This is a genomic window from Okeania sp. SIO3I5, from assembly GCF_010672085.1.
Classification (GTDB): domain Bacteria; phylum Cyanobacteriota; class Cyanobacteriia; order Cyanobacteriales; family Microcoleaceae; genus Trichodesmium.
The window spans coordinates 1-23,133 of record NZ_JAAHHT010000067.1 but is presented as its reverse complement, the minus strand read 5'-3'; the positions used below and the strand labels follow the sequence as shown (position 1 = coordinate 23,133).

Sequence of the window (23,133 nt, the reverse complement as noted above, 5' to 3'; positions counted from 1 at the left end):
TTGCGTAAGTCCTGTTTATTTAAATAGGGGCGAACCGCCGTTCGCCCCTACAAATAAAATTGAATGATCTATCAAAAATATTCTGTAGCCAAGTTAGTCAGAACTTCTGAAGTTATCTAGTTGTTATTAGTAGAATTAGCTATTTGTTGAACAACCGACAAAGGCAAATCTAAATATTCAGCAATTAATTCTAAACTCAATCCTGATTTGAGCATTCGAGCAACTGCTTCTTGCTTGACTTTCTGTTTGCCTCTTTCTTCACCAACTTCTTCCCCATCGGCAAAAGCTTGTTGTGCTTGCAATTGAGCTTCTTGAACTTGTACTTGAGCTTGTTGAGCATCCTCCTGGGGAGTTGGCACTCGTTCACCGTTGGCAGTGAAGTAACGCAGTTTACCTTCATCTACTCCCAAGTATAATTCTAATTCTTGGCTCCAACGCCAACCTTCCTGATTCGGTTGAATTTCTTCATAACCATTTTGTTTTAAGCAAAATCCCATAAACTCCAGAGTTTCGGGGTCAAACCAAAAATATTCTGGGGTGCGGAAGTTGTTTTGATATAACTGTTTTTTTACGTTGCGATCGACTCTAGCAGTAGAGTCTGATAGTAACTCGATAATTAAATTGGGATATTTACCGTTTTCTTCCCAAACTACCCATGACTTCCTAGGTTGCTTCTCGGTTTGCTTGACTAAGAAAAAATCAGGACCGCGAAAGTCACGAGTTTTTAGATGTTGGCGACTATAATAAATAGTTAAGTTGGCACCAATAAAGTAATCATTTTTATTGCGCCATAACCATTCCAGACAAATAACTAGCAACATGAGTTGGGCATAGTGTTGAGAGCTTTCCATTTCAGGTTCATCGCTTTCTAGTTGAGTGGCATCCGGCATTATTGCCTCTAATTGTTGGGCTGTTAAAACCATAGAGTTTCATCCTGTTTTGACGTTTGTCTAATTTATTTAAGTACGGGCGAACCGCCGTTCGCCCCTACAAATAAAATTGAATTATTGATCAAAAATCTTCTGTAGCCAAGTTAGGCTAAATCTCTTGAGTTATCTAATTATTATTAGCAGAATTAACTATTTGTTGAACAACCGACAAAGGCAAATCTAAATATTCAGCAATTAATTCTAAACTCAATCCTAATCAGCACCTCAAGCTGAACCAAAGGTAATTATTAATTATTAATTATTAATTATTAATTATCCATCCCATTCCTTGTCCAAGATTAATGGGATTTTTTCTGGAGGTACAATAACTACTTTTCCATCTTGCCAAATAGCGATCGACTCTCCCAATTTTCGGTGTCTTTCTAAGGCTTCAGCAATGGCTTTATTGACACCTTTATGGATTCTTTCCGACAATAATTTAGGTTGCTCATTATTCATGGTTTGATCTCCATAATTTGAGAATAACTTTTAGGTTGATAAATAATCGGTGTTTGCTTGATTCCTTTTTCTCCAATTAATTGACTAGGAAAGTTAGTGTTATCAAAAATTACCCAAGTATCACACAAAGGAAGATAAAATTCAATTAAGTTTTTTTGTCCTCGGTAATAACGCCGAATTATAACATCTTCAGGGATATTATGTCCTCCGCTTGCTACTCTTCGTTGAACTCTAGCAATAGCTAATTGGGGATTATTTAACCAAAAGTAAATGAGGTTAATTTGATAATCTTTGTTTTGACATTGCTCAAGAAAGCGTAGATAATTCAAACCAGATAAGGTAGTTTAAAACGCAAAGTTAATTTGATTTTGGCATAAGTAATTTAGCCTTTTTATCATTAATTTTCCGGCTTGAATAGCTACATTTTCCGGGCGAAATGGCGATAAACCAGAAGCAATTTCATCAGCGTTGACGTATTCATAAATGTCTAATAAATAGGTTCAATAATTAACAATGAACAATTAATAATTAATAATTAATAATCACCTCTTCTTAAAAATAAGAGGATTGGTTAAAAGGATTTTTTTTCTCCTTGAAAGAAGAAGCTTTAAACCTTAGTTTTTCGGTAATATTTCTTTGGCTGTGGTAGTTTTTCCTGAACCATTACATCCTCCAATTATATATAATTCTGGCATGGTTTAGCTTTTTTCAAAACATTTATAGGTTCAAAATATGATATACAGTATGATCGAACATGGTAAAAATAAAATTAATATGCCACACTTAATTCGCCAATTTTTCATAACAATCCTTTTATTCTCTCTATTTTGCTTGAGTAACCCATCAAATTTAATGGCTGCCACTCAACCACAAAATATTACTCCCACTCAATTAGAAGAATTAGAAAATCTATTCGATCAAGCCTTAAACGCCAGTAATAACGGTGATTTTACCAACGCCGAACAATTGTGGACTCAAATCCTAGAAAAATATCCCGACAACCCTGCCATCTGGAGCAACAGAGGCAATATCAGACTCAGCCAAAACAAAATAGAAGCAGCAATATCCGATTATGAAAAAGCTATAGAAATAGTACCCTCAGCACCCGATCCCTACCTAAATCGTGGTATTGCTTATGAAAGACTCCAAAAATGGTCAGAAGCGATCGCTGATTACAACCAAGTCATAGAATTAGACCCCACAGATCCAGTTGCCTACAATAACCGTGGCAATGCAGAAGGAGGATTAGGAGAATGGGAAAAAGCAACCGCAGATTACAAAAAAGCTTCTGAATTAGCTCCCGAATATGCTTTTGCTCGTGCCAATTATTCTCTAGCTCTTTACCAAATTGGACAAACTCAAAAAGCAGTAAAAACCATAAAAGGTCTGGTTCGTAAATATCCTAACTTTGCAGATATGCGGGCAGCTTTAACTGCTTGTCTCTGGGAACAAGGCAAAAAAGGAGAAGCGGAAAGTAACTGGGTAGCTGCTGTAGGATTAGACCCCCGGTATCAAGACCTTGATTGGGTAGCTAATGTGCGTCGTTGGCCACCCACATTAGTTAATAGTCTGCAGAAATTTATCAAAATAGAATAGTTCGTAGTAGCGTGTCAAGCTTAAAATGGTGTGTTAGGAGATAGCAACAAACGAAGACCTATCCCCCAACCCCTCTCCTCGCAGGAGAGGGGAGCTTCACCCCCCTTCCCTTGCAGGGAAGGGGGTTGGGGGGTTAGGTTTTTTAATCCACATTTTCAAGCTTGACGCGCCAGTAGGGTTTGAGCAATATCTATATTTAGCTACATCCAGAATTTCAAATTCTCAATTTCAAATTCTCAAAAATATAGGGGTTTGGATACCAAACCCCTACACTAATTACGACATTCTTAAATCTTCCTATTTAGCTACATCCAGAATTTCAAATTCTCAATTTCAAATTCTCAATTCCCAAAAATATAGGGGTTTGGAGACCAAACCCCTACACTAATTACGACATTCTCAAATCTTCCAATTTAGCTACATCCACAATTTCAAATTCTCAATTTCAAATTCCTAAAAATATAAGGGTTTGGAGACCAAACCCCTACACTAATTACAACATTCTCAAATCTTCCAATTTAGCTACATCCACAATTTCAAATTCCTAAAAATATAGGGGTTTGGAGACCAAACCCCTACACTAATTACGACATTCTCAAATCTTCCAATTTAACTACATCCACAATTTCAAATTCTCAATTCCCGCCTTCTGACTTCCCAAAAATATAAGGGTTTGGAGACCAAACCCCTACACTAATTACAACATTCTCAAATCTTCCAATTTAGCTACATCCACAATTTCAAATTCTCAATTTCAAATTCCTAAAAATATAAGGGTTTGGAGACCAAACCCCTACACTAATTACAACATTCTCAAATCTTCAAATTTAGTCACAGTAAGAATTTAACTTCTAACTTCTAACTTTTAACTTCTAACTTGTAACTTCTGACTTCTGACTTCTAACTTCTGACTTCATTATTGTGGTAGCCACCCTGCACTTAGAAGTACAGTTAGACCCATAAACACCACAGATAAAGTCCAAGTAATTCGATTTAAAGTTATCTCTGCACTCTTAGTGCTAGTAAATAACTGAGCTTGTCCACCAATACCACCTATTCCATCACCTTTCGGGCTATGTAACAAGACAAATACAATAATACCAATAGCGGATATAACCCAGATAGTTTCCGCAACTTGAACAACATTCATAATCTTCTAACTCATTAATTAAAGCTCAAAAAAATTCACTAATATAGCGCTATGTTAATTAGTTAGGACATTTATAAATCCTCAAACAAGCGTCAGAAATTACTTCTGAATTCTAAATTCTAAATTCTAAATTCTAAATTCTAAATTCTAAATTCTGAATTCTGAATTCTAATTAGTGTTGAGCAAGCTTACAAACCAACTCGCATAGGAGTACGATCTTGTTGGAGAATATACTTTGCCTCCTCGATCATTGACCTTCCAGTCATTTCAGCAGGTTGAGGCAGATTCAGAATTTCCAAAATCGTTGGTGCTATATCTGCCAACCGTCCATCAACTCGTAGAGGTACGCTAGTCCCATGACCAGGAATTTTACGTCTCTCTCCCTCTACCAGTATAAATGGCACTGGATTTGTTGTGTGGGCAGTCCAAGGGTTGCCATCGTCGTCCCACATATATTCAGAATTTCCATGGTCAGCAATAATAATCGCTGTGCCACCCACTCCACCAATATTATCTAAAAGTTTTCCTAGACAATGGTCAACTGTCTCAATCGCACTTACCGCAGCACTCATTACCCCAGTATGTCCCACCATATCAGGATTAGCATAATTAATAACCACTAGAGAATAGATTTGCTTTTTCACTGCAGCGATCGCCACTTCTGTCACCTCTTCTGCAGACATTTCCGGTGCTTCATCATAATGAGCCACCATTGGACTTTGAACCAATTCTCGCTCTTCTCCCTCAAATGGTTCTTCTAAACCCCCATTAAAAAAGTAAGTTACATGAGCATACTTTTCAGTTTCAGCAGTGCGGAACTGACGCAGACCATGTTGAGAAATTACCTGTCCCAAAATATTATTAAAATTTTGAGGTTCAAAAGCCACTAAAACTGGCAGCCTACTATCATACTGAGTAAAAGTTAAAAATGTTAATGGTTGAATTTGTTGGCGCTCAAACCCATTAAAATCTGGATCTACAAAAGCTTGAGTTAATTGACGGGCACGATCTGGGCGAAAATTAAAGAAAATCACTCCATCTCCTGGTTCTATAGCTCCTGGAGCTACTCTAATGGGGATGACAAATTCATCTGTTATACCTTCAGTATAAGACTTTTGTAATAAATCTGAAGCAGAATAACCAAGCCCATAACCATCTTTGGTCATTACATCATAAGCTTTTTGAACTCTGTCCCATCGTTTATCCCGATCCATTGCATAATAGCGACCACTAACTGTAGCAATTCTTCCTAAACCAATTTGATTAGTATGATATTCTATCTGTTTAAGTACCTGAACTCCTAATTTAGGATTTGTATCACGTCCATCAGTAATGGCATGAATACAAACATCAGAAATTCCTTTTGCCTTAGCCATATCCAGTAAACCTAATAAATGGTTTACATGGGAATGAACCCCTCCAGGGGAGCATAAACCTACTAAGTGTAATTTAGAATTACGCCCTCTCACATCCTGGCAAATTTTTTCAATAGCTTGATTTTGTGCTATTGAGCCATCTTCTACCGCATCAGAAATTCTGACTAATTCCTGGGGAACAACTCGCCCCGCTCCTATATTTAAGTGACCAACTTCTGAGTTACCCATCTGACCTTCTGGCAAACCTACTGCTTTTCCAGAAGCTTGAATTAAAGTTCTGGGATAAGCTTGCCAAAGACTATTAAATATAGGTGTTGCACCCATAGCAACAGCATTTCCATCTTTGTCTTCTCGATAACCCCAACCATCTAGGATAATTAGTACAACCGGAGATATAGAACCATTATTCATAATTTATTACCTTGTATGCCTCATCTCGGTTTGATAATCAATAACCTCAAAATACTAGACTTGTAGTATTTTTTTTATATGATAAGTTGGATTTATTTTATTGAAAAAAAAGTCATATAATCTCTTAATAAAGAAAATTTTATGATTTTCTTATTAAATTGCTACTAACTTTATCTTTAATTGATAAATTGATCAGAAATTTATAATAATTCTTGGGAAGAGAATTCGCCCTAATTTAGTTGCAGAGAAATCCTAAATTCTGTAAACATAAATTTTAACAAGCATCGAATTTTTAATTTTCTGCTACCAAAAAATTAGGTCTCTTGCTTCCCCTTTTTAAGGCAATTAAAAAGCAGAACTTGACCTAATCTCCCCTCAAGAAAATATTTGGTTCATTATTTCAATCCCAATGGTTGACTTGGAGGTACTGATAACTAATAGACATCTCCAGAAAAGAGGGAACTGGGAACACTTAACTGGGAACACTTAACTGGGAACACTTAACTGGGGGAAGTAATTGATAATTTATGGGTAATAATTGATTTTATTTTGCATTTTTGGAGAAGTTTAATAACTAATAACTGATAACCGAATAGCTCCTATTCCCTATTTCCTATTCTCTATTTCCTGTTCTCTTTTCCCTTGTTCTCTTTTCCCTGTTCCTGTTCTCAACTAGAAAATTCCTAAAAGTACAACTACTTATAAATTTTAATAATTCTAAATTCTACATTCTACATTATTTTAAATTCTAAATTCTCAGTACAACTACTTGTATAGCACTAGGCAAATAGGTGAGGACATTTGTAAATACTGAAACCCTTTGACAGTTTCCTATTCCCTACTCCCTATTCCCTGTTCCCTATTCCCTAGCGCTATAAAATTTTAGAATTCTAAATTCTACATTCTACATTATTTTAAATTCTAAATTCTCAGTACAACTACTTGTATAGCACTAGGCAAATAGGTGAGGACATTTGTAAATACTGAAACCCTTTGACAGTTTCCTATTCCCTACTCCCTATTCCCTGTTCCCTATTCCCTAGCGCTATAAAATTTTAGAATTCTAAATTCTACATTCTACATTATTTTAAATTCTAAATTCTCAGTACAACTACTTGTATAGCACTAGGCAAATAGGTGAGGACATTTGTAAATACTGAAACCCTTTGACAGTTTCCTATTCCCTACTCCCTATTCCCTAGCGCTATAAAATTTAAGAATTCTAAATTCTACATTTTAAATTCTAAATTCTAAGCTATCCTATGCAATATTATGCTTTTCAGAATTGGCAATGCGTAAACTTATACTAACAATAGGAGTAGGTATATTATCTCTATGGATAAGTGGATGTGACTCTATTCCCTTTCTTAATAATAGAGATAGTTCTACCGAGAATACTCCTGAAGCTTCTCCTACTCCAACATTAGAAGCTCCAGAATCTCCATCTCCAGAACCTACCGATGAACCATTTCCATCTCCAGATGTTCCCCAAACGTCGGAAACGGCAAAAAATTTAACTAGGTCTACAGACCCCGATGAAAGAACTAAATCTCTCAAGCAAGAACAAACTAACACAACCTCTCAAGGACAAACTTCTATTCAAACAAATTCAGATAGGAAAAATCCCTTCTCTAGTTTACCAACTATCCCAGTGCCACGTCAGGAATCTGACCAAGAGAATGATTCCACAGATTCTACATTGACCCAACTTCCTCAAGTAAGCAGTCAACAAGTACCAGAGCTTCCCAATCTACCAGATTGGAGATTACCAGAGAGAACTCAACAGAGAACTCAACCAAGAAATCCCCCTGGAGGTTCACCTCAACCTTCTTCTCCATCAGATACTCCACCAAATACAACTACAGAAAATAGCCCACAACAAGTACCAAATAGTCCACAACAAGTACCAAAGTTACCTGAATTGCCAATAACAGGTATACCTCCTCAGTGGAGAAGACCTGCAGGTCCTCCCACAAGCACAAGACCTAATCTTCCACCAAAACCCCCAGAGCTACCAAATTCATCTACTGGACAAGTACCAAGTTTACCAGAATTGCCCATCTCACCAACCCCACCTGCTCAGTGGAGAGGGCCTGGTTTTCCACCTCCACCACCACCTCCACCTCCACCACCACCTCCACCACCTCCTCCTCCAGATACTACTATTGCTGATGGCATAGAAGTTAGCGGGGTTGTGCAAGTAGGAAATCAAAAACAGATTATCGTGAAAGTTCCTACCGAACCTACAAGTAGATATGTGAAAATCGGACAAAGACTAGCTAATGGTCAGGTATTGGTAAAGCGAGTTGACTTGAAGCAGGGAGCTGACCCAATTGTTGTTTTTGAACAAAATGGTGTGGAAATTTTCAAAGAAGTAGGAAGTAAACCGATAACTACTGAAAACTAATAAAAAATAACTTCTTTTCAGCAAGTTTAGGCATTTATTATTAAATGCCCACAAACTCCTAAAGATTTAGAGAACAGTATTATAATGAAATCAGGAATAATAGAAAATCTACTATAGCAATCCTCTAATATATTTGTGTATAAAAATCTTACGGCTTTCGGGAATAGGGAATAGGCAATGGGCAATGGGTAAGAGTTTCAGAATTTATTTCTAGTTTTTGAATTGTTACAACCTATTGAGGATTGCTATAAATAAGCAAGCTGGATACTGACCAAGAAATAAGGTTTCAAGCTTCCCCTTTTAAGGGGATAAAAAGCGGTCGTTTTCCACTCTTGTTGATATGAAAAGCGGAGCGACTTTGAAAGATAGGGTTTCCGTTCCCTCCATTCCCAGAGGGAACGCCATATCCAACAGACAAAGAGAAAGGAAATTTCAGATTTCAAATATCTCTATTACTGGAGGTACTGATAACTGATAACTGATAACTGAAATGACTATGCTGCTATTAATAAAACAACTAAGGAAAGCAATATTAACAGGTTCTTGCCTAGGATACATAATCATAACTTGGTATCCTCAGCCCTTAATGGCACAAGAACAAACAAGACCTCCTATTTGTGAGGGCAATCCTCCCACAGGTCGAGTTAAGTGTAATTACCCTGATAGTGGAGATAATTATGTTGGGGATTTTGTTAATGGAAGGCCAGAAGGAAGTGGTATATATGTCTATGCTAATCGCGATCGCTATGAAGGACAGTTTCGTAATGGTCTTCCCAATGGACAAGGTACTTTTATCTTCTCCAATGACGCTAGAGTGACAGGAATATTCCAAAATGGAAAAATTAGGTCTGGGACAATTATTTTTGCGAATGGCGATCGCTATGAGGGAGAATTTGACTTAGTAACAGATATCTCTAGTGGTGTGACCAGTAGTCAGGCCGATGGTCAAGGTCGATTTATTTACGCGAATGGCGATCGCTTTGAGGGAGAATTCTTTGCTGGAGATCCTTTTGGCCCAGGAGTGTTTACCCGTGCTAATGGAATACGGTGTCAGGGAGATTTTTATAACGAAGTACTAGATGGCAAAGGGACTTGTACATATCCTAATGGAATTCGCTATGAAGGAGAACTAAGAGGTGGAATACCTCATGGGATAGGAGTTATTATAGATACTGAAGGAAAGCGATTTCCAGGAGTATTTCGTAATGGTCAAAGACAGGAAGAAACTTAGATATAGCAATCCTAATTTAAGTTGTAATATTTTTTTGGAGGCACTTAGAAGTCAGAAGTCAGGAGTTAGAATTTACTGATGTTTTTAGCTCAAATTAACTATTATAGCGCTACGCGAAGCGTGAATAGGGAATAGGGAATAGGAATCGGATTGCTATAGTTTATTTTCCCAAAAAAATGTGTAAGTAATTTGATTGGAGTTGGAGATAATTGGATAAAATTTTAATTGCTAGAAATACATTTCTAGCAATTATTGTCTGTGAGTGAAGTATGAAATTTTAAGTTTTAGCTAATATGTTAATTCTGAATACAGAAAAGAAGAAAAAACTTTACCTGACAAAAGCTGAAGGAAGCTATAGTATTCTTAATTAAGATAAAGTAATCAAGGTATAATTTGAGAAAAATAGTAAAAAGAACTGGATTATATGAATCTCAAACTATTTCATAAATCTTTATAAATAAGAGTTAATTACCTGAACGTCGATTTACATTTTCAAAGTAATTTTAAAGATAAAATATATAGCAATCAGCAATGAGATATGAGAAAAAGCTGTAGGGGTTTGGTCTCTAAACCTAAGCGCTAAGGGATTTGGAGACCAAACCCCTACGATAAAATCTTACAACCTATTTAGGATTGCTATAGCTAAGAAAGAATGGGTTAGGAGAATTACTGATAATGAATCTTAGACTAGGAAATGTTTTTCTAAATTTTTGTTGTCTATTATCTGTTCCCTGCTATGTATAGCGGTCGAAGCAAAGGTTAGGATATTTATAAATCCTGTTTGCGGAGCATTTCCACAGGAAAAACCATTTGACACTTTATTATTCCCTATTCCCTATTCCCTATTCCCTAGTGCTATACAAATATGCAATTTGAAAGAAGTAAAAAAATACTATGACAGCAACTAACGCTACTGCCTCTAGACAATATTACTTTCCCTTTGAATTTTCCCCTGATTCTAAACAGGATAGGGATTTTCTCAATCAATTAGAATTTATTCCTGCTTTAAAAGAGATATTGACAATTAGACAAGTTCATGCTTTAGAACACGCTACAGTTTGGGTACTGGGTGAACTAGCAGACTCAGCAACTGCAAAAGCTTCTAATGAATCAATAGGGGGAATGTCCACACCACAAGGATTTTACCTTTACGGCGCAGTAGATCCATCTCAATTAGACCGGGCAGTAGAAATAGCACTACGGAGAATTACTTCTGGAGAATGGGATTTAGCAGTACATCCTAGATGTGGGACAAACTTATCAGTGGCAATGACTCTAACTGCTGGATTAGCTTTTGGTATAAATATGTTTCTACCCCCAAGACCAATTGAGCAACTTTTAGGTTTTGGTATTGCAGTTACAGCAGCTAGACAGTTAGCACCGGGACTGGGTATTTTCACCCAAAAATATCTAACAACTGCTATTCCTTTTAACCTCAGAGTGATAAATATTTCTCCAACTAAGGATTTATGGGGTCATAATGCTCATTTTGTTCAAGTATCCTGGATTAATTAGGGTTTGCTGATTAAATTTTAAAGCATTGACTCCTAAAGGTTTTAGCCGATAATGGTCTTTCATCCATTACAAGGTTTTTGCTCCAAAAAGCTCATGCTAGGAGCGGATGAAAGGGTTGACAAGAGCCGAAAAATCACGAATTTAATTCTTCCTTCTGCCTCCTCGCTCATTCCTGACTCCTCCTGTCTCCTGTCTCCTGTCTCCTGACTCCTACCCTCACCCATAAGACTTTTGAGTGCAAACCCTAATTAATTGCAACAAAACTTAAAAAATTATTAGACTTAAAAGAGATAGGATGAGAGAACAATTTTACAATACTTAATTTTAAGGGAAAAACATCATGGTTCAACGTGGTTCTAAAGTTCGGATTTTACGCAAAGAATCTTATTGGTATCAGGAAGTTGGTACAGTTGCTTCTGTTGACAAAAGTGGCATTAAGTATCCAGTTATTGTTCGCTTTGAGAAAGTAAATTACAACGGTTTCAGTGGTAGTGCAACTGGCATTAATACCAATAACTTTGGCATGAATGAAGTTGTAGAGGTAGAAGCACCGAAAGGTAAATAATTAGGCTAAAACTGTTCTTAGAACATAAAGCTGAAGGAAAAGCTTAGTCTAGCAATTCTAAATTCAACAACCAAAAATAGGCAAAAACTGTTTCAGATAAATGCTTAACGAGAAAAAAATTCTACAGTATCTATAATAATAAATATTGTCAGAGATAGTTAGCACTGTGCCAGAACTGCCGGAAGTAGAAATAGTAAAACGAGGTCTAAATCAACTGACTCTCAACAAAAAAATATTGGGTGGGGAAGTGTTGCTAGAACGCACAGTTGCTCACCCTATTTCTATAGTTGATTTTTTGAGAGGGTTGGAAGGAAAAGCGATCGCCCAATGGCATCGACGAGGGAAGTATTTACTTGCCCAACTCTACAAATGGGGCAAAAAGAACCCAAAATCCCAAGTTATAGAAAATCAAGATGGTTGGTTAGGAGTTCATCTACGAATGACAGGCCAACTTTTATGGGTAAATCCAGAAGAAAATCTACAGAAACACACACGAGTAAGATTATTTTTTGGTCATCAATCTTCAGGAGATGAAGGTAGTTTTACCCATGAATTGAGATTTGTAGATCAACGTACTTTTGGCCAGATGTGGGGAGTACCACCAGCAACGGAAGTATCCCAAATTATAACTGGTCTGAAACAATTGGGGATAGAACCGTTTTCTCCAGAATTTTGCCCAAAGTACCTTAACAAAAAACTCTACAAAAGTCACAGAGCAATTAAAACAGCTCTTTTAGACCAAACAACTATTGCCGGGTTAGGTAATATTTATGCTGATGAAGCTCTATTTCTCAGTAATATTAGACCAACAACTTTGTGCAAAGATTTGACTGAAAACCAAGTAGAAAAACTACATCAGGCTATTATCAAAGTATTACAAACGTCTATAGATGCAGGTGGTACAACTTTCAGCAACTTTCTAAATGTTAAGGGAGTTAATGGTAATTATGGGGGTGTAGCTTGGGTTTATAATCGTGCTGGCCAACCATGTCGAATTTGTGATACTTCTTTGGAAAAAATTAAATTAGCAGGACGCTCTACCCATTTTTGTCCTCAATGTCAAAAATAATCGGGAGTAGGGACTAGGGAGTAAGGAGTAGGGGAGTAAGGGAGTAAGGGAGTGCAAAATTTGTAGGGTGCGTATTTACAGCTCAAACTTAGACTCTGAAAAGAGAGTTTGACTCCAACTAAATGATATATAGGCTATTTCGACTCAACTCCTGACTCCTTGAAACAGCCTAAGTATTTGTAGCAAAAACTTTAGTATAGCATTTCTCAGACTAATGAGGTAAACCTATATTTATTTCTATCTTATTCCCTATTCCCTATTCCCTATTCCCTATTCCCTAAAAAAAAAGATAAACTTAATCTAATTCCCTATTAGAATTTAATACAGAAAAGACAAGAAATAGAAATCATATATGGCGATTAAAAAAGGTAGTTTAGTTCGTGTTATCCGAGAAAAACTAGAAAATAGTTTAGAAGCTAAAGCAAGTGACAATAGGTTCCCTCCTTACATATTTGAGAGTAAGGGAGAAATTGTAGATACTAGGGGAGATTATGCTTTTGTCAAATTCGGCAAAGTACCTACTCCGAATATCTGGTTGCGACTAGAGCAATTAGAAGAATTTGAGTAAAATTTTCCATAAACTTTAAGAATATATCAAAAGCAGGGGTCTTCCTTTAAATCAGAAATTCAAACAGGGGACTCCTGCTAACTTTTTTAGCTTGGTAAACTGGTAATACCTGGAAATCATATTATGGCAGGTATTTTGGATTTAGGTAGGTATAGAAAATATAGTCATTTCAAATAAGGATGAAACACTTTTTTGCCTGAAACTCTTTCCAGGAAAGAAACACTCGTCCCAGTCTTATTCAGAATGACTATATTTTCTTTTCTTAGGAGTTCGGTTGTGCATCAATAAAGTGTGGGAAACGCCCTAGCAGGGATGGCCAATATAATCTAAAAGCACTGATATATAAAGATTGAGCGCATTTTTGGAGCGAAAAAAGTGCAAATTTTTCAGCCTTTAAGACTAAAAAGTTACTCCCATTACGCTCTAAGATTACCGAAAAATTGTAGGGTGGGTTGAGGAACCCGAAACCGAAGACAGACATTGGGTTGAACGAAGTGAAACGCAACCTATCTTATAGGAAATCTTCCAGCGGGAAGGGAGTAGGACGGGTGGCAAACACTTCCCCAAAAAATACAGGTACAATTATTCCTCCTACTTTCGAGCGTCTACCTCCCCACACTTCCAACACTTCCTTGACGCAATACCTGGAGTTCTTTGTTTGTTCGGAAGTGAGAAAGTTGAAAAAGTGTTAAAGGTAGACTTGACAGATGCGGAACATTCTGCATTGATTAATCGTAAACGGAAGATGCGTCAAATTATAGAGATGGCATAGAAAATACTGAATATTTAGCTTTGTCTCTCTAAAAGCATTTCTGAATTTTGAAATTAAGAGCTATTAGAGTCTTTTCTGATAGTTCAATTTTAATTTGAAATTGGTTAATCATTTAATTGTCGTGGGCAGGTTTAATAGGCAAAAAGATGAGTCTACCCAATGACGTTTATTAATGATTTCATACACATAAGGAAATTTGGAGATGTCAACAGAAAATCATAGTTTAGGAACAGAAACAAATATTAATTTAGAGGATAATAATGAAACTATTGGAAAGGAAAGTGTTGAGGATATAAATAAAACTCGTTTACTACTTACTTTATGGGATTTAGGAGGAGAAGGAGAAACAGCTATAGGAGTAAAAAAAAGTGAATTAACTACTAGAGTTAAACGGAAAAAATACGGTAAAAAAATCGGTAAATATCAAGCAGTATATGAGGAATTAGAAAAATCAGGAGCAATTAGAATTGAGGTAAAAAATAGAGCGGTATTGGTTTTCATTACAGATATAGGTAAACAAATGCTGGGAAAGGGTTTACAAAATCCTGATTTTAATTTTGAAGGAACTGTTATAGCAACAAGGTTAGCAAATACACTTTTGAGATGGATACGAGAAATGGGTAATCAGGAAAATTTGGAAACGGAAATGGAACCAATGGCAATTTCTGAAGGGACTTTATATGAAGGGGAATAGGGAAAAGAAAATCTACCTGATTCAACAATTAATTATTAATAATTAATTCTTGTTATAAATAAGAGGATTAGCTAAAAGAAAAAAATTTCTTTTTTATCCATGAATGGAAAGGGTGTATACCTTAATTTGTCGGTAATATATACAATTAATTTTGCTCGACTACTAATTAATTGAAGAAAACAATTTGACAAAACTTTATTTTTGACCGAATCAGGAATAATTATCAGACTCTTTTTACACATTGAACTTAGTATGCAGAAATAATTATGAAAAATCCCATCAGATTATGTTTGATAATTTAGTATGGGTATAACTTTTACCATCTTTGACCAAAAAAAATTATAATTATTATCTCTAAAATTAATATGAACATGACTAACACATTGATTACTAACAACCGTTGGCAATTTTGGATTGACCGTGGAGGTACATTTACAGACATAGTTGCTAAGTCTCCCGACGGTAAAATTATTATTCATAAATTACTATCAGAAAATCCAGATCGCTATCCCGACGCACCGGTTCAAGGAATTAGAGAAATATTAGGAATTTCTCAAAATGAACCTATACCTTCTCAAGAAATAGAAGTTATTAAAATGGGTACTACTGTTGCGACTAATGCTTTATTGGAAAGGAAAGGCGATCGCACAGTTTTGGTTATTAATAAGGGTTTTAAAGATGCTCTAAGAGTTGGTTATCAAAACCGCCCTAATATTTTTGCCAGGCAAATTATTTTGCCGGAAATGCTTTATGAAAAAGTTATCGAAGTTGAGTGTCGTTACACAGTTAAAGGTGAGGAAATAATTCCTCTTCAGAAAACAGAATTAATTCCTAAACTTGAAACCGCTTACAACGAAGGAATTAGAAGTTGCGCTATTGTATTGATGCACGGTTATCGCTATCCGAAACACGAACAAAAAATCAAGGAAATTGCTCAAGAAATTGGATTTACTCAAATATCTGTTTCCCATGAAGTTAGTCCTTTAATGAAATTAATTAGTCGGGGAGATACTACTGTAGTTGATGCTTATTTATCACCAATTTTACGACGATATGTTGAGCAAGTTAGCAGTTATTTAGAATCGTCTGAAAATTCGGGAGAAGATCATAAGATTTTTCAGGAAAATTCTTCTTTGGAAAGGGAAAAAATAGAGATTTATTTAGGAGACCAAAAAGAGCAGAAACAAGATTTAACTTTCAACTTAGAAAAAGATAGTTTGAGGAGTAAAAATGCCTCAAAAATAAATCCAGTCAAACAAAACTATTCTTTAGAAAGGGAAAAAATAGAGATTTATTTAGGAGACCAAAAAGAGGAGAAACAAGATTTAATTTTTAACTTAGAAAAAGATAGTTTGAGGAGTAAAAATGCCTCAAAAATAAATCCAGTCAAACTAATGTTTATGCAGTCGAATGGTGGTTTGACAGATGCTCAAAAATTTCAAGGTAAAGATAGTATTTTATCTGGTCCTGCTGGTGGAATTGTTGGAGCAGTTCAAACAAGTAAAATGGCAGGTTTTCACAAGATAATTAGTTTTGATATGGGAGGTACTTCTACTGACGTTGCTCATTACGCCGGAGCAGCAAATAAAACAATAGAATATGAACGAGAATTTGAAACAGAAATTGCAGGAGTAAGATTACGAACTCCGATGATGTCGATACATACTGTTGCTGCTGGTGGAGGTTCAATTTTATTTTTTGATGGTGCTAGATATCGTGTCGGACCTGAATCTGCTGGAGCAAATCCCGGACCTGCTGCTTATGGAAAAGGGGGACCTTTAACAGTTACAGATTGTAATTTAATGGTGGGAAAAATACAGCCAGATTTTTTTCCTAAAGTCTTTGGTAAGGATGGAAATCTACCTTTAAATTTGGAGGTTGTTAGAGAAAAGTTTGTTCAGTTAGCAGCAGAAATAGGTAATAGTAAAAAACCGGAAGAGGTGGCAAGTGGATATTTAGCTATTGCTGTGGAAAAAATGGCGAATGCGATTAAAAAAATCTCTTTGCAAAAGGGTTATGATGTTTCGGAATATACTCTTTGTTGTTTTGGCGGAGCGGGAGGGCAACACGCTTGTTTAATTGCTGATGCTTTGGGAATGAAACAAATTTTTATTCATCCTTACGCGGGAGTTTTATCTGCTTATGGAATGGGATTAGCAGATATTCGAGTGATGAAGGAAAAGGCGGTTGAAAAAATACTAACTCCGGAATTATTGTCAGAGTTGAAGGGGATTTTTTCTAAGTTAGAAATTGAAGCAAAGCAAGAGTTAATAACAGAAAGTTTTTCGTCGGAAAATTCAGATTTAGAGTCTACATTTGACAAGCAAGATACTTCTGTTACACCTTTGTCAGAAACTCAAGCTAAACAAGAGTTAATAGCAGAAAGTTTTTCGTCGGAAAATTCAGATTTAGAATCTACATTTGACAAGCAAGATGCTTCTGTTACACCTTTGTTAGAAACTCAAGCTAAACAAAAGTTAATAGCAGAAAGTTTTTCGTCGGAAAATTCAGATTTAGAATCTACATTTGACAAGCAAGATGCTTCTGTTACACCTTTGTCAGAAACTCAAGCTAAACAAAAGTTAATAGCAGAAAGTTTTTCGTCGGAAAATTCAGATTTAGAATCTACAACAGATTTAATTTCAGAAAGGAATAATTTTGATAAGCAAGATACTGCTGTTACATCTTTATTATTAAAAGTTCACCTCAAATATCAAGGTAGTGACTCAACATTAATAGTAGACTTTGCCGAAAATGTCTCGACAATAAAAGCTGAATTTGAAACAGCTCATCAACAAAGATATGGATTTCTCATGGCAGAAAAATCCTTAATAGTTGAAGCTGTTTCTCTAGAAGTTATTAAGCAAATGGAAATCCCAGAAGAAATAGATAAATTTTCCACCCAAAAATCTCCGACAACTCCAACTGCAACAACACAAGTTTATACAGCAGGAAAATGGCATAATACTCCTATTTATTTCCGAGAAAATTTACAAGTAGGAGACAAAATTAATAGTCCTGCCTTAATAATTGAAAAAACCGGAACCAATATTATCGAACCTGGATGGGAAGCAGAATTAACTGCCAAAAATCACCTAATTTTAACCAAAACTCAAACTACAGAAAAATCCGTAGAGATAATCGGTAAATCTGAAGACAAAATTTCCACCTCAGCAGATCCCGTAATGCTAGAAATATTTAATAATCTATTTCGAGCGATCGCCGAACAAATGGGAATTACATTACAAAACACCAGTTCTTCAGTAAACATCAAAGAAAGACTAGATTTTTCCTGCGCCATATTTGATCAAGATGGTGAATTAGTTGCTAATGCTCCTCACATTCCTATACATTTAGGTTCGATGAGTGAAAGTGTTAATGCTTTAATTTCTGAGAAAAGCGACATCCTCAAACCAGGAGATGTTTATGTTTTAAATAATCCTTACAATGGCGGTACTCATCTGCCAGACATAACAGTTATTACTCCCGTATTTCCAACTCTACAAAAACCAAAAGATTCTTCTGTAATTGCAAAGCAGGATTGGCAAAACAAGAACAATAATATTTTGACTGAAACTAATTCCAGTGACGAAAATTTATCGGATACAAATATCGCTTTAGATGATAAATATATTACTCAAAAGTTAAAGTCTGGCAACTTTCCTAGCAATGAAAATTTGATGGGGAAGAATCAGACAAAGATTTTTCTTGAAACTAATTCCAGTGACGAAAATTTATCGGATACAAATATCGCTTTAGACGATAAATTGCTGACTCAAAAGTTAAAGTCTGGCAACCTTCTTGGCAATGAAAACTTGATTGGGGAAAATCAGACAAATATTTCCCTCAATATTTTGACTGAAGCTAATTCCACTCCAGAAATTTTCTCCAATACAAATATTGCTTTAGAGGATAAATCTATTACTCAAAAGTTAAAGTCTGGCAACCTTCTTGGCAATGAAAATTTGATGGGGAAGAATCAGACAAAGATTTTTCTTGAAACTAATTCCAGTGACGAAAATTTATCGGATACAAATATCGCTTTAGACGATAAATTGCTGACTCAAAAGTTAAAGTCTGCCAACCTTCTTGGCAATGAAAACTTGATTGGGGAGAATCAGACAAATATTTCCCTCAATATTTTGACTAAAACTAATTCCAGTGACGAAAATTTCTCGGATACAAATATTGCTTTAGACGATAAATTGCTGACTCAAAAGTTAAAGTCTGGCAACCTTCTTGGCAATGAAAATTTGATGGGGAAGAATCAGACAAAGATTTTTCTTGAAACTAATTCCAGTGACGAAAATTTATCGGATACAAATATTGCTCTAGAGGATAAATCTATTACTCAAAAGTTAAAGTCTGGCAACCTTCTTGGCAATGAAAATTTGATGGGGGAGAATCAGACAAATATTTCCCTAAATATTTTGACTGAAGCTAATTCCACTCCAGAAATTTTCTCCGATACAAATATTGCTTTAGACGATAAATTGCTGACTCAAAAGTTGAAGTCTGGCAACCTTCTTGGCAATGAAAATTTGATGGGGAAGAATCAGACAAAGATTTTTCTTGAAACTAATTCCAGTGACGAAAATTTATCGGATACAAATATCGCTTTAGACGATAAATTGCTGACTCAAAAGTTAAAGTCTGCCAACCTTATTGGCAATGAAAACTTGATGGGGAAGAATCAGACAAAGATTTTTCTTGAAACTAATTCCAGTGACGAAACTTTATCCAATACAAATATTCCTTTAGGGGATAAATCTATTACTCAAAAATTCAAGTCTGGCAACCTTCCTAACAATGAAAACTTGATTGGGGAGAATCAGACAAATATTTCCCTAAATATAAATATTTTGACTAAAACTAATTCCAGTGACGAAAATTTATCGGATACAAATATTGCTTTAGATGATAAATTGCTGACTCAAAAGTTGAAGTCTGGCAACCTTCTTGGCAATGAAAATTTGATGGGGAAGAATCAGACAAAGATTTTTCTTGAAACTAATTCCAGTGACGAAAATTTATCGGATACAAATATTGCTTTAGAGGATAAATCTATTACTCAAAAGTTAAAGTCTGGCAACCTTCTTGGCAATGAAAATTTGATGGGGGAGAATCAGACAAATATTTCCCTAAATATTTTGACTGAAGCTAATTCCACTCCAGAAATTTTCTCCGATACAAATATTGCTTTAGACGATAAATTGCTGACTCAAAAGTTAAACTCTGCCAACCTTCTTGGCAATGAAAACTTGATGAGGAAGAATCAGACAAAGATTTTTCTTGAAACTAATTCCAGTGACGAAAATTTATCGGATACAAATATTGCTTTAGATGATAAATTGCTGACTCAAAAGTTAAAGTCTGCCAACCTTCTTGGCAATGAAAACTTGATGGGGAAGAATCAGACAAAGATTTTTCTTGAAACTAATTCCACTCCAGAAACTTTATCCGATACAAATATTCCTTTAGGGGATAAATCTATTACTCAAAAATTCAAGTCTGGCAACCTTCCTAACAATGAAAATTTGATGGTGGAGAATCCAACAAAGATTTTGACGGAAACTAATTCCACTCCAGAAATTTTCTCCGATACAGATATTGCTTTAGAGGATAAATCTACTACTCAAAAGTTAAAGTCTGCCAACCTTCCTAACAATAAAAACTTGATTGGGGAGAATCAGACAAATATTTCTCTAAATTCCCCTAAAAATACAGAAGAAAAAATAGCAACTCCCATCTTTTATGTCGCCTCTCGCGGACATCATGCAGACATTGGCGGAATTACTCCAGGTTCCATGCCACCCCATAGTCAAACAGTCGAAGAAGAAGGAATATTAATCGACAATTTCCAACTTGTCAAAAACGGAAAATTCCAAGAAACAAAACTATTAGAAATCCTCACATCCGGCAAATATCCTGCCAGAAACACCAGCCAAAATATCGCCGACTTACAAGCACAAGTAGCTGCCAATGAAAAAGGCGTAAAAGAACTGCAAAAAATGACAGAAAATTATGGCTTAAAAACCGTACAAACTTACATGAAATTTGTGCAAAATAACGCCGAAAACTCAGTACGCCAAGCCATCAAAAAATTATCTTCATCACTCACCAATAAAACTGCTACCTCTATCCTAGACGACAATAATAAAATTTCAATTTCTGTCAGTATCGACAAAAAAAATCTCAGTGCAAAAATAGACTTCACAGGTACATCTCCCCAACTTCCCAACAACTTCAACGCACCAAGTGCAGTTTGTAAAGCAGCAGTATTATACGTCTTTCGTACCCTAGTTGATGATGATATCCCCCTCAACGCAGGTTGCCTCAAACCATTAGAAATTATCATTCCTCAAGGCAGTATGTTAAACCCAAAATATCCAGCAGCAGTAGTAGCAGGAAATGTCGAAACTTCCCAAGCGATCGCTGATACTTTATACAATGCTTTAGGAATAATGGCATCATCTCAAGGAACCATGAATAATTTCACTTTTGGTAATAGTAAATATCAATATTATGAAACTATTTGTGGAGGTTCTGGTGCAGGTATAAACTTTCATGGCACTGATGCAGTGCATACTCACATGACCAACTCTCGGTTAACCGATCCGGAAGTTTTAGAATTGCGGTTTCCGGTATTACTGGAAAGTTTTGCCATACGTTCTGGTAGTGGGGGTGAAGGTTTATATAAAGGAGGTAATGGAGTAATTCGGCGAATGCGTTTTTTGGAGGAGATGACTGCCGGAATCTTATCAAGTCGTCGCGTCGTTTCTCCCCCTGGTTTAAATGGTGGAGGTAATGGTTTAGTAGGAAAAAATTATGTAGAACGGAATGATGGGAAAGTTGAGGAGTTGGGAGGTATTGCTACTGTCGAGATGAATGTAGGAGATGTGTTTGTTATTGAAACTCCAGGTGGTGGGGGAAACAGTGAAGTGAGAAGTTAGAAGTCAGAAGTTCAGGACTTATACACCCAAACAAGAAACTGGGTTTATTGCTTAGAATCAGAAGATTTATTTCCTTAGATCCCACATTCCGCACTTCAAAATCTAGCATATAACCCAGATTCCGCACGTCAAGTTGTATAGCGCTACGCGCTAGGGAACAGGGAACAGGGAATAGGGAACAGAAGACTATTAGACTTGTCGCTAAATAGAGGGAAAAAATCGCTCAAAATCAGGCAGAGTAATAATTCCAGGTATTTGAGATTTTTGATAGCTATAATCGTTAAATATCAAGGGTTTTGAGGATTTTTTAAGTTATAAAGCGACAAGTCTATTCAACCTACATTCCGCACTTCAAAATGTAATCTCAAGTGCAAGTAGTCAGTAGTCGTAGGGGCGATTTCCTACGGAATGCTCTGCAAACGCGAATCGCCTGTACAGTAGTCAGTAGGAAATGATTCTAGCTAATTAGGGTTTGCTGAAAAAGTCTTATGGATGAGGGTAGGAGTCAGGAGTCAGGAGTCAGGAGTCAGGAGGAATGGGGAATTTAGAGGAGACAGGAGGAAGAATTATCACTTGATTTTTCGGCCTTTGTCAACCCTTTCATCCTAACTTTATGCAGCTCTTTAGAATAAAAATCTTGTACTTTTTCAAGACTTAAAAAGACTAAAACTTTTATATATCAATGCTTTTAGATTTAATCAGCAAGCCCTAATTATCTGCCTCCATTGAGTATTTATGCTTAATATTTGCCTGAGAATTTGACTCAACAGAAAGGTCAATAGAAGATGATTTCTTCAGTATAAATATTTACTTGCCCCCAATTCTTATACTACTAGACTGACACAGCTAAAACTGTGCACTCTTATTTTTGTTTCCAGGTGTCTTTTTCTCCCCACCCTCCCGTACGGACGTTCGCATTTTTGTTATGCAACGTCCCTACCCACCCTCCCCACACTTCCCATCTAATGCACTATTTAAGGTGTGTCACTCCACTACTAGACTGACACAGCTAAAACTGTGCACTCTTATTTTTGTTTCTAGGTATCTTTTCCTCCCCACACTTGCGACACTTGCGACACTTGCGACACTTGCGACACTTCCCGCACTTCCCGCACTTCCCATCTAACGTACCATTTAAGGTGTGTCACTCCACTACTTTCAATACTATAGCAGTCGAAGCAAAGGGTGCGGACATTTATAAATCCTGTTTGCGGAGCATTTCCCTATCAGAAAAACCCTTTAACCCACATTCCGCACGTCAACTTGTCGCATTAAAAGTAGTATATCAATCTGTAGCAAAGTGAAGTATTTATAGTTTCTAAATATATAGAAAAATATTCTAATATTCAGTTCAGACCAAATTAATTAATCTTGGATGAACTACAACACCCTCTATCCCATTGCTAATAGCGTTTGGGACTACTTTACGATCTGCCGA

14 protein-coding genes are annotated in these 23,133 nt (G+C 36.1%); 9 read left to right on the top strand and 5 right to left on the bottom strand.

All coding sequences use genetic code 11. The features are described 5' to 3' along the window. Positions 1–116: 116 nt before the first annotated feature. From F6K40_RS16870 to F6K40_RS16860, 3 genes are all read right to left on the bottom strand, one after another. The gene (locus tag F6K40_RS16870) at positions 117–923 is read right to left on the bottom strand and encodes a Uma2 family endonuclease (protein WP_293137800.1); all 807 of its coding nucleotides are present in this window, start codon (positions 921–923) and stop codon (positions 117–119) included. A 279-nt stretch (positions 924–1,202) separates the two neighbouring features. Further along, on the bottom strand, positions 1,203–1,388 hold the full coding sequence (locus tag F6K40_RS16865) for a hypothetical protein (RefSeq protein WP_293137798.1): 186 nt from the start codon (positions 1,386–1,388) through the stop codon (positions 1,203–1,205). Beyond that, the gene (locus tag F6K40_RS16860) at positions 1,385–1,717 is read right to left on the bottom strand and encodes an ATPase (protein ID WP_293137796.1); all 333 of its coding nucleotides are present in this window, start codon (positions 1,715–1,717) and stop codon (positions 1,385–1,387) included. The genes F6K40_RS16865 and F6K40_RS16860 overlap by 4 nt, the downstream gene beginning before the upstream one ends. A gap of 445 nt (positions 1,718–2,162) precedes the next feature. Here F6K40_RS16860 and F6K40_RS16855 point away from each other — a divergent pair, with 445 nt between their 5' ends. Further along, positions 2,163–2,984 (top strand): tetratricopeptide repeat protein, encoded by an 822-nt coding sequence (locus F6K40_RS16855; RefSeq protein ID WP_293137833.1) that lies wholly within the window; start codon positions 2,163–2,165, stop codon positions 2,982–2,984. Positions 2,985–3,900: 916 nt separating this feature from the next. Here F6K40_RS16855 and secG read toward each other — a convergent pair. Next, entirely contained in the window at positions 3,901–4,134 is a 234-nt protein-coding gene (gene secG / locus F6K40_RS16850; RefSeq protein ID WP_293137794.1) for a preprotein translocase subunit SecG, read from the bottom strand. 188 nt (positions 4,135–4,322) lie between these two features. Beyond that, on the bottom strand, positions 4,323–5,921 hold the full coding sequence (gpmI, locus tag F6K40_RS16845) for a 2,3-bisphosphoglycerate-independent phosphoglycerate mutase (protein ID WP_293137792.1): 1,599 nt from the start codon (positions 5,919–5,921) through the stop codon (positions 4,323–4,325). Positions 5,922–7,212: 1,291 nt separating this feature from the next. Between gpmI and F6K40_RS16840 the strand changes: the two genes are divergently transcribed. The 8 genes from F6K40_RS16840 to F6K40_RS16805 all read left to right on the top strand — a co-directional run bounded on the left by F6K40_RS16840 (position 7,213) and on the right by F6K40_RS16805 (position 21,695). Continuing rightward, on the top strand, positions 7,213–8,328 hold the full coding sequence (locus tag F6K40_RS16840; protein ID WP_293137790.1) for a hypothetical protein: 1,116 nt from the start codon (positions 7,213–7,215) through the stop codon (positions 8,326–8,328). Positions 8,329–8,824: 496 nt separating this feature from the next. Beyond that, positions 8,825–9,559, top strand: coding sequence for an MORN repeat-containing protein (locus F6K40_RS16835; protein WP_293137831.1), 735 nt, complete (start codon positions 8,825–8,827; stop codon positions 9,557–9,559). A gap of 894 nt (positions 9,560–10,453) precedes the next feature. After that, complete coding sequence (locus F6K40_RS16830; protein ID WP_293137789.1) at positions 10,454–11,074, top strand: DUF6391 domain-containing protein; 621 nt, start codon at positions 10,454–10,456, stop codon at positions 11,072–11,074. A gap of 340 nt (positions 11,075–11,414) precedes the next feature. Next, entirely contained in the window at positions 11,415–11,639 is a 225-nt protein-coding gene (locus F6K40_RS16825) for a photosystem I reaction center subunit IV (RefSeq protein ID WP_293137787.1), read from the top strand. A gap of 166 nt (positions 11,640–11,805) precedes the next feature. Beyond that, entirely contained in the window at positions 11,806–12,708 is a 903-nt protein-coding gene (locus F6K40_RS16820) for a DNA-formamidopyrimidine glycosylase (protein WP_293137829.1), read from the top strand. A 352-nt stretch (positions 12,709–13,060) separates the two neighbouring features. Further along, entirely contained in the window at positions 13,061–13,276 is a 216-nt protein-coding gene (gene ndhO / locus F6K40_RS16815; RefSeq protein ID WP_293137785.1) for an NAD(P)H-quinone oxidoreductase subunit O, read from the top strand. Between the two features lie 974 nt (positions 13,277–14,250). After that, positions 14,251–14,742 carry a hypothetical protein gene (locus F6K40_RS16810; RefSeq protein WP_293137783.1) on the top strand — a complete coding sequence of 164 codons (492 nt, stop codon included), beginning with the start codon at positions 14,251–14,253 and terminating at the stop codon, positions 14,740–14,742. 371 nt (positions 14,743–15,113) lie between these two features. After that, positions 15,114–21,695, top strand: coding sequence for a hydantoinase B/oxoprolinase family protein (locus F6K40_RS16805; RefSeq protein WP_365671741.1), 6,582 nt, complete (start codon positions 15,114–15,116; stop codon positions 21,693–21,695). Positions 21,696–23,133 lie beyond the last annotated feature (1,438 nt).

Coding starts and splice junctions, on each gene's coding strand:
- F6K40_RS16870 (WP_293137800.1), bottom strand. CDS start 923: ATGGTTTTAACAGCCCAACAATTAGAGGCAATAATGCCGGATGCCACT.
- F6K40_RS16865 (WP_293137798.1), bottom strand. CDS start 1,388: ATGAATAATGAGCAACCTAAATTATTGTCGGAAAGAATCCATAAAGGT.
- F6K40_RS16855 (WP_293137833.1), top strand. CDS start 2,163: ATGCCACACTTAATTCGCCAATTTTTCATAACAATCCTTTTATTCTCT.
- secG (WP_293137794.1), bottom strand. CDS start 4,134: ATGAATGTTGTTCAAGTTGCGGAAACTATCTGGGTTATATCCGCTATT.
- gpmI (WP_293137792.1), bottom strand. CDS start 5,921: ATGAATAATGGTTCTATATCTCCGGTTGTACTAATTATCCTAGATGGT.
- F6K40_RS16840 (WP_293137790.1), top strand. CDS start 7,213: ATGCGTAAACTTATACTAACAATAGGAGTAGGTATATTATCTCTATGG.
- F6K40_RS16835 (WP_293137831.1), top strand. CDS start 8,825: ATGCTGCTATTAATAAAACAACTAAGGAAAGCAATATTAACAGGTTCT.
- F6K40_RS16830 (WP_293137789.1), top strand. CDS start 10,454: ATGACAGCAACTAACGCTACTGCCTCTAGACAATATTACTTTCCCTTT.
- F6K40_RS16825 (WP_293137787.1), top strand. CDS start 11,415: ATGGTTCAACGTGGTTCTAAAGTTCGGATTTTACGCAAAGAATCTTAT.
- ndhO (WP_293137785.1), top strand. CDS start 13,061: ATGGCGATTAAAAAAGGTAGTTTAGTTCGTGTTATCCGAGAAAAACTA.
- F6K40_RS16810 (WP_293137783.1), top strand. CDS start 14,251: ATGTCAACAGAAAATCATAGTTTAGGAACAGAAACAAATATTAATTTA.
- F6K40_RS16805 (WP_365671741.1), top strand. CDS start 15,114: ATGACTAACACATTGATTACTAACAACCGTTGGCAATTTTGGATTGAC.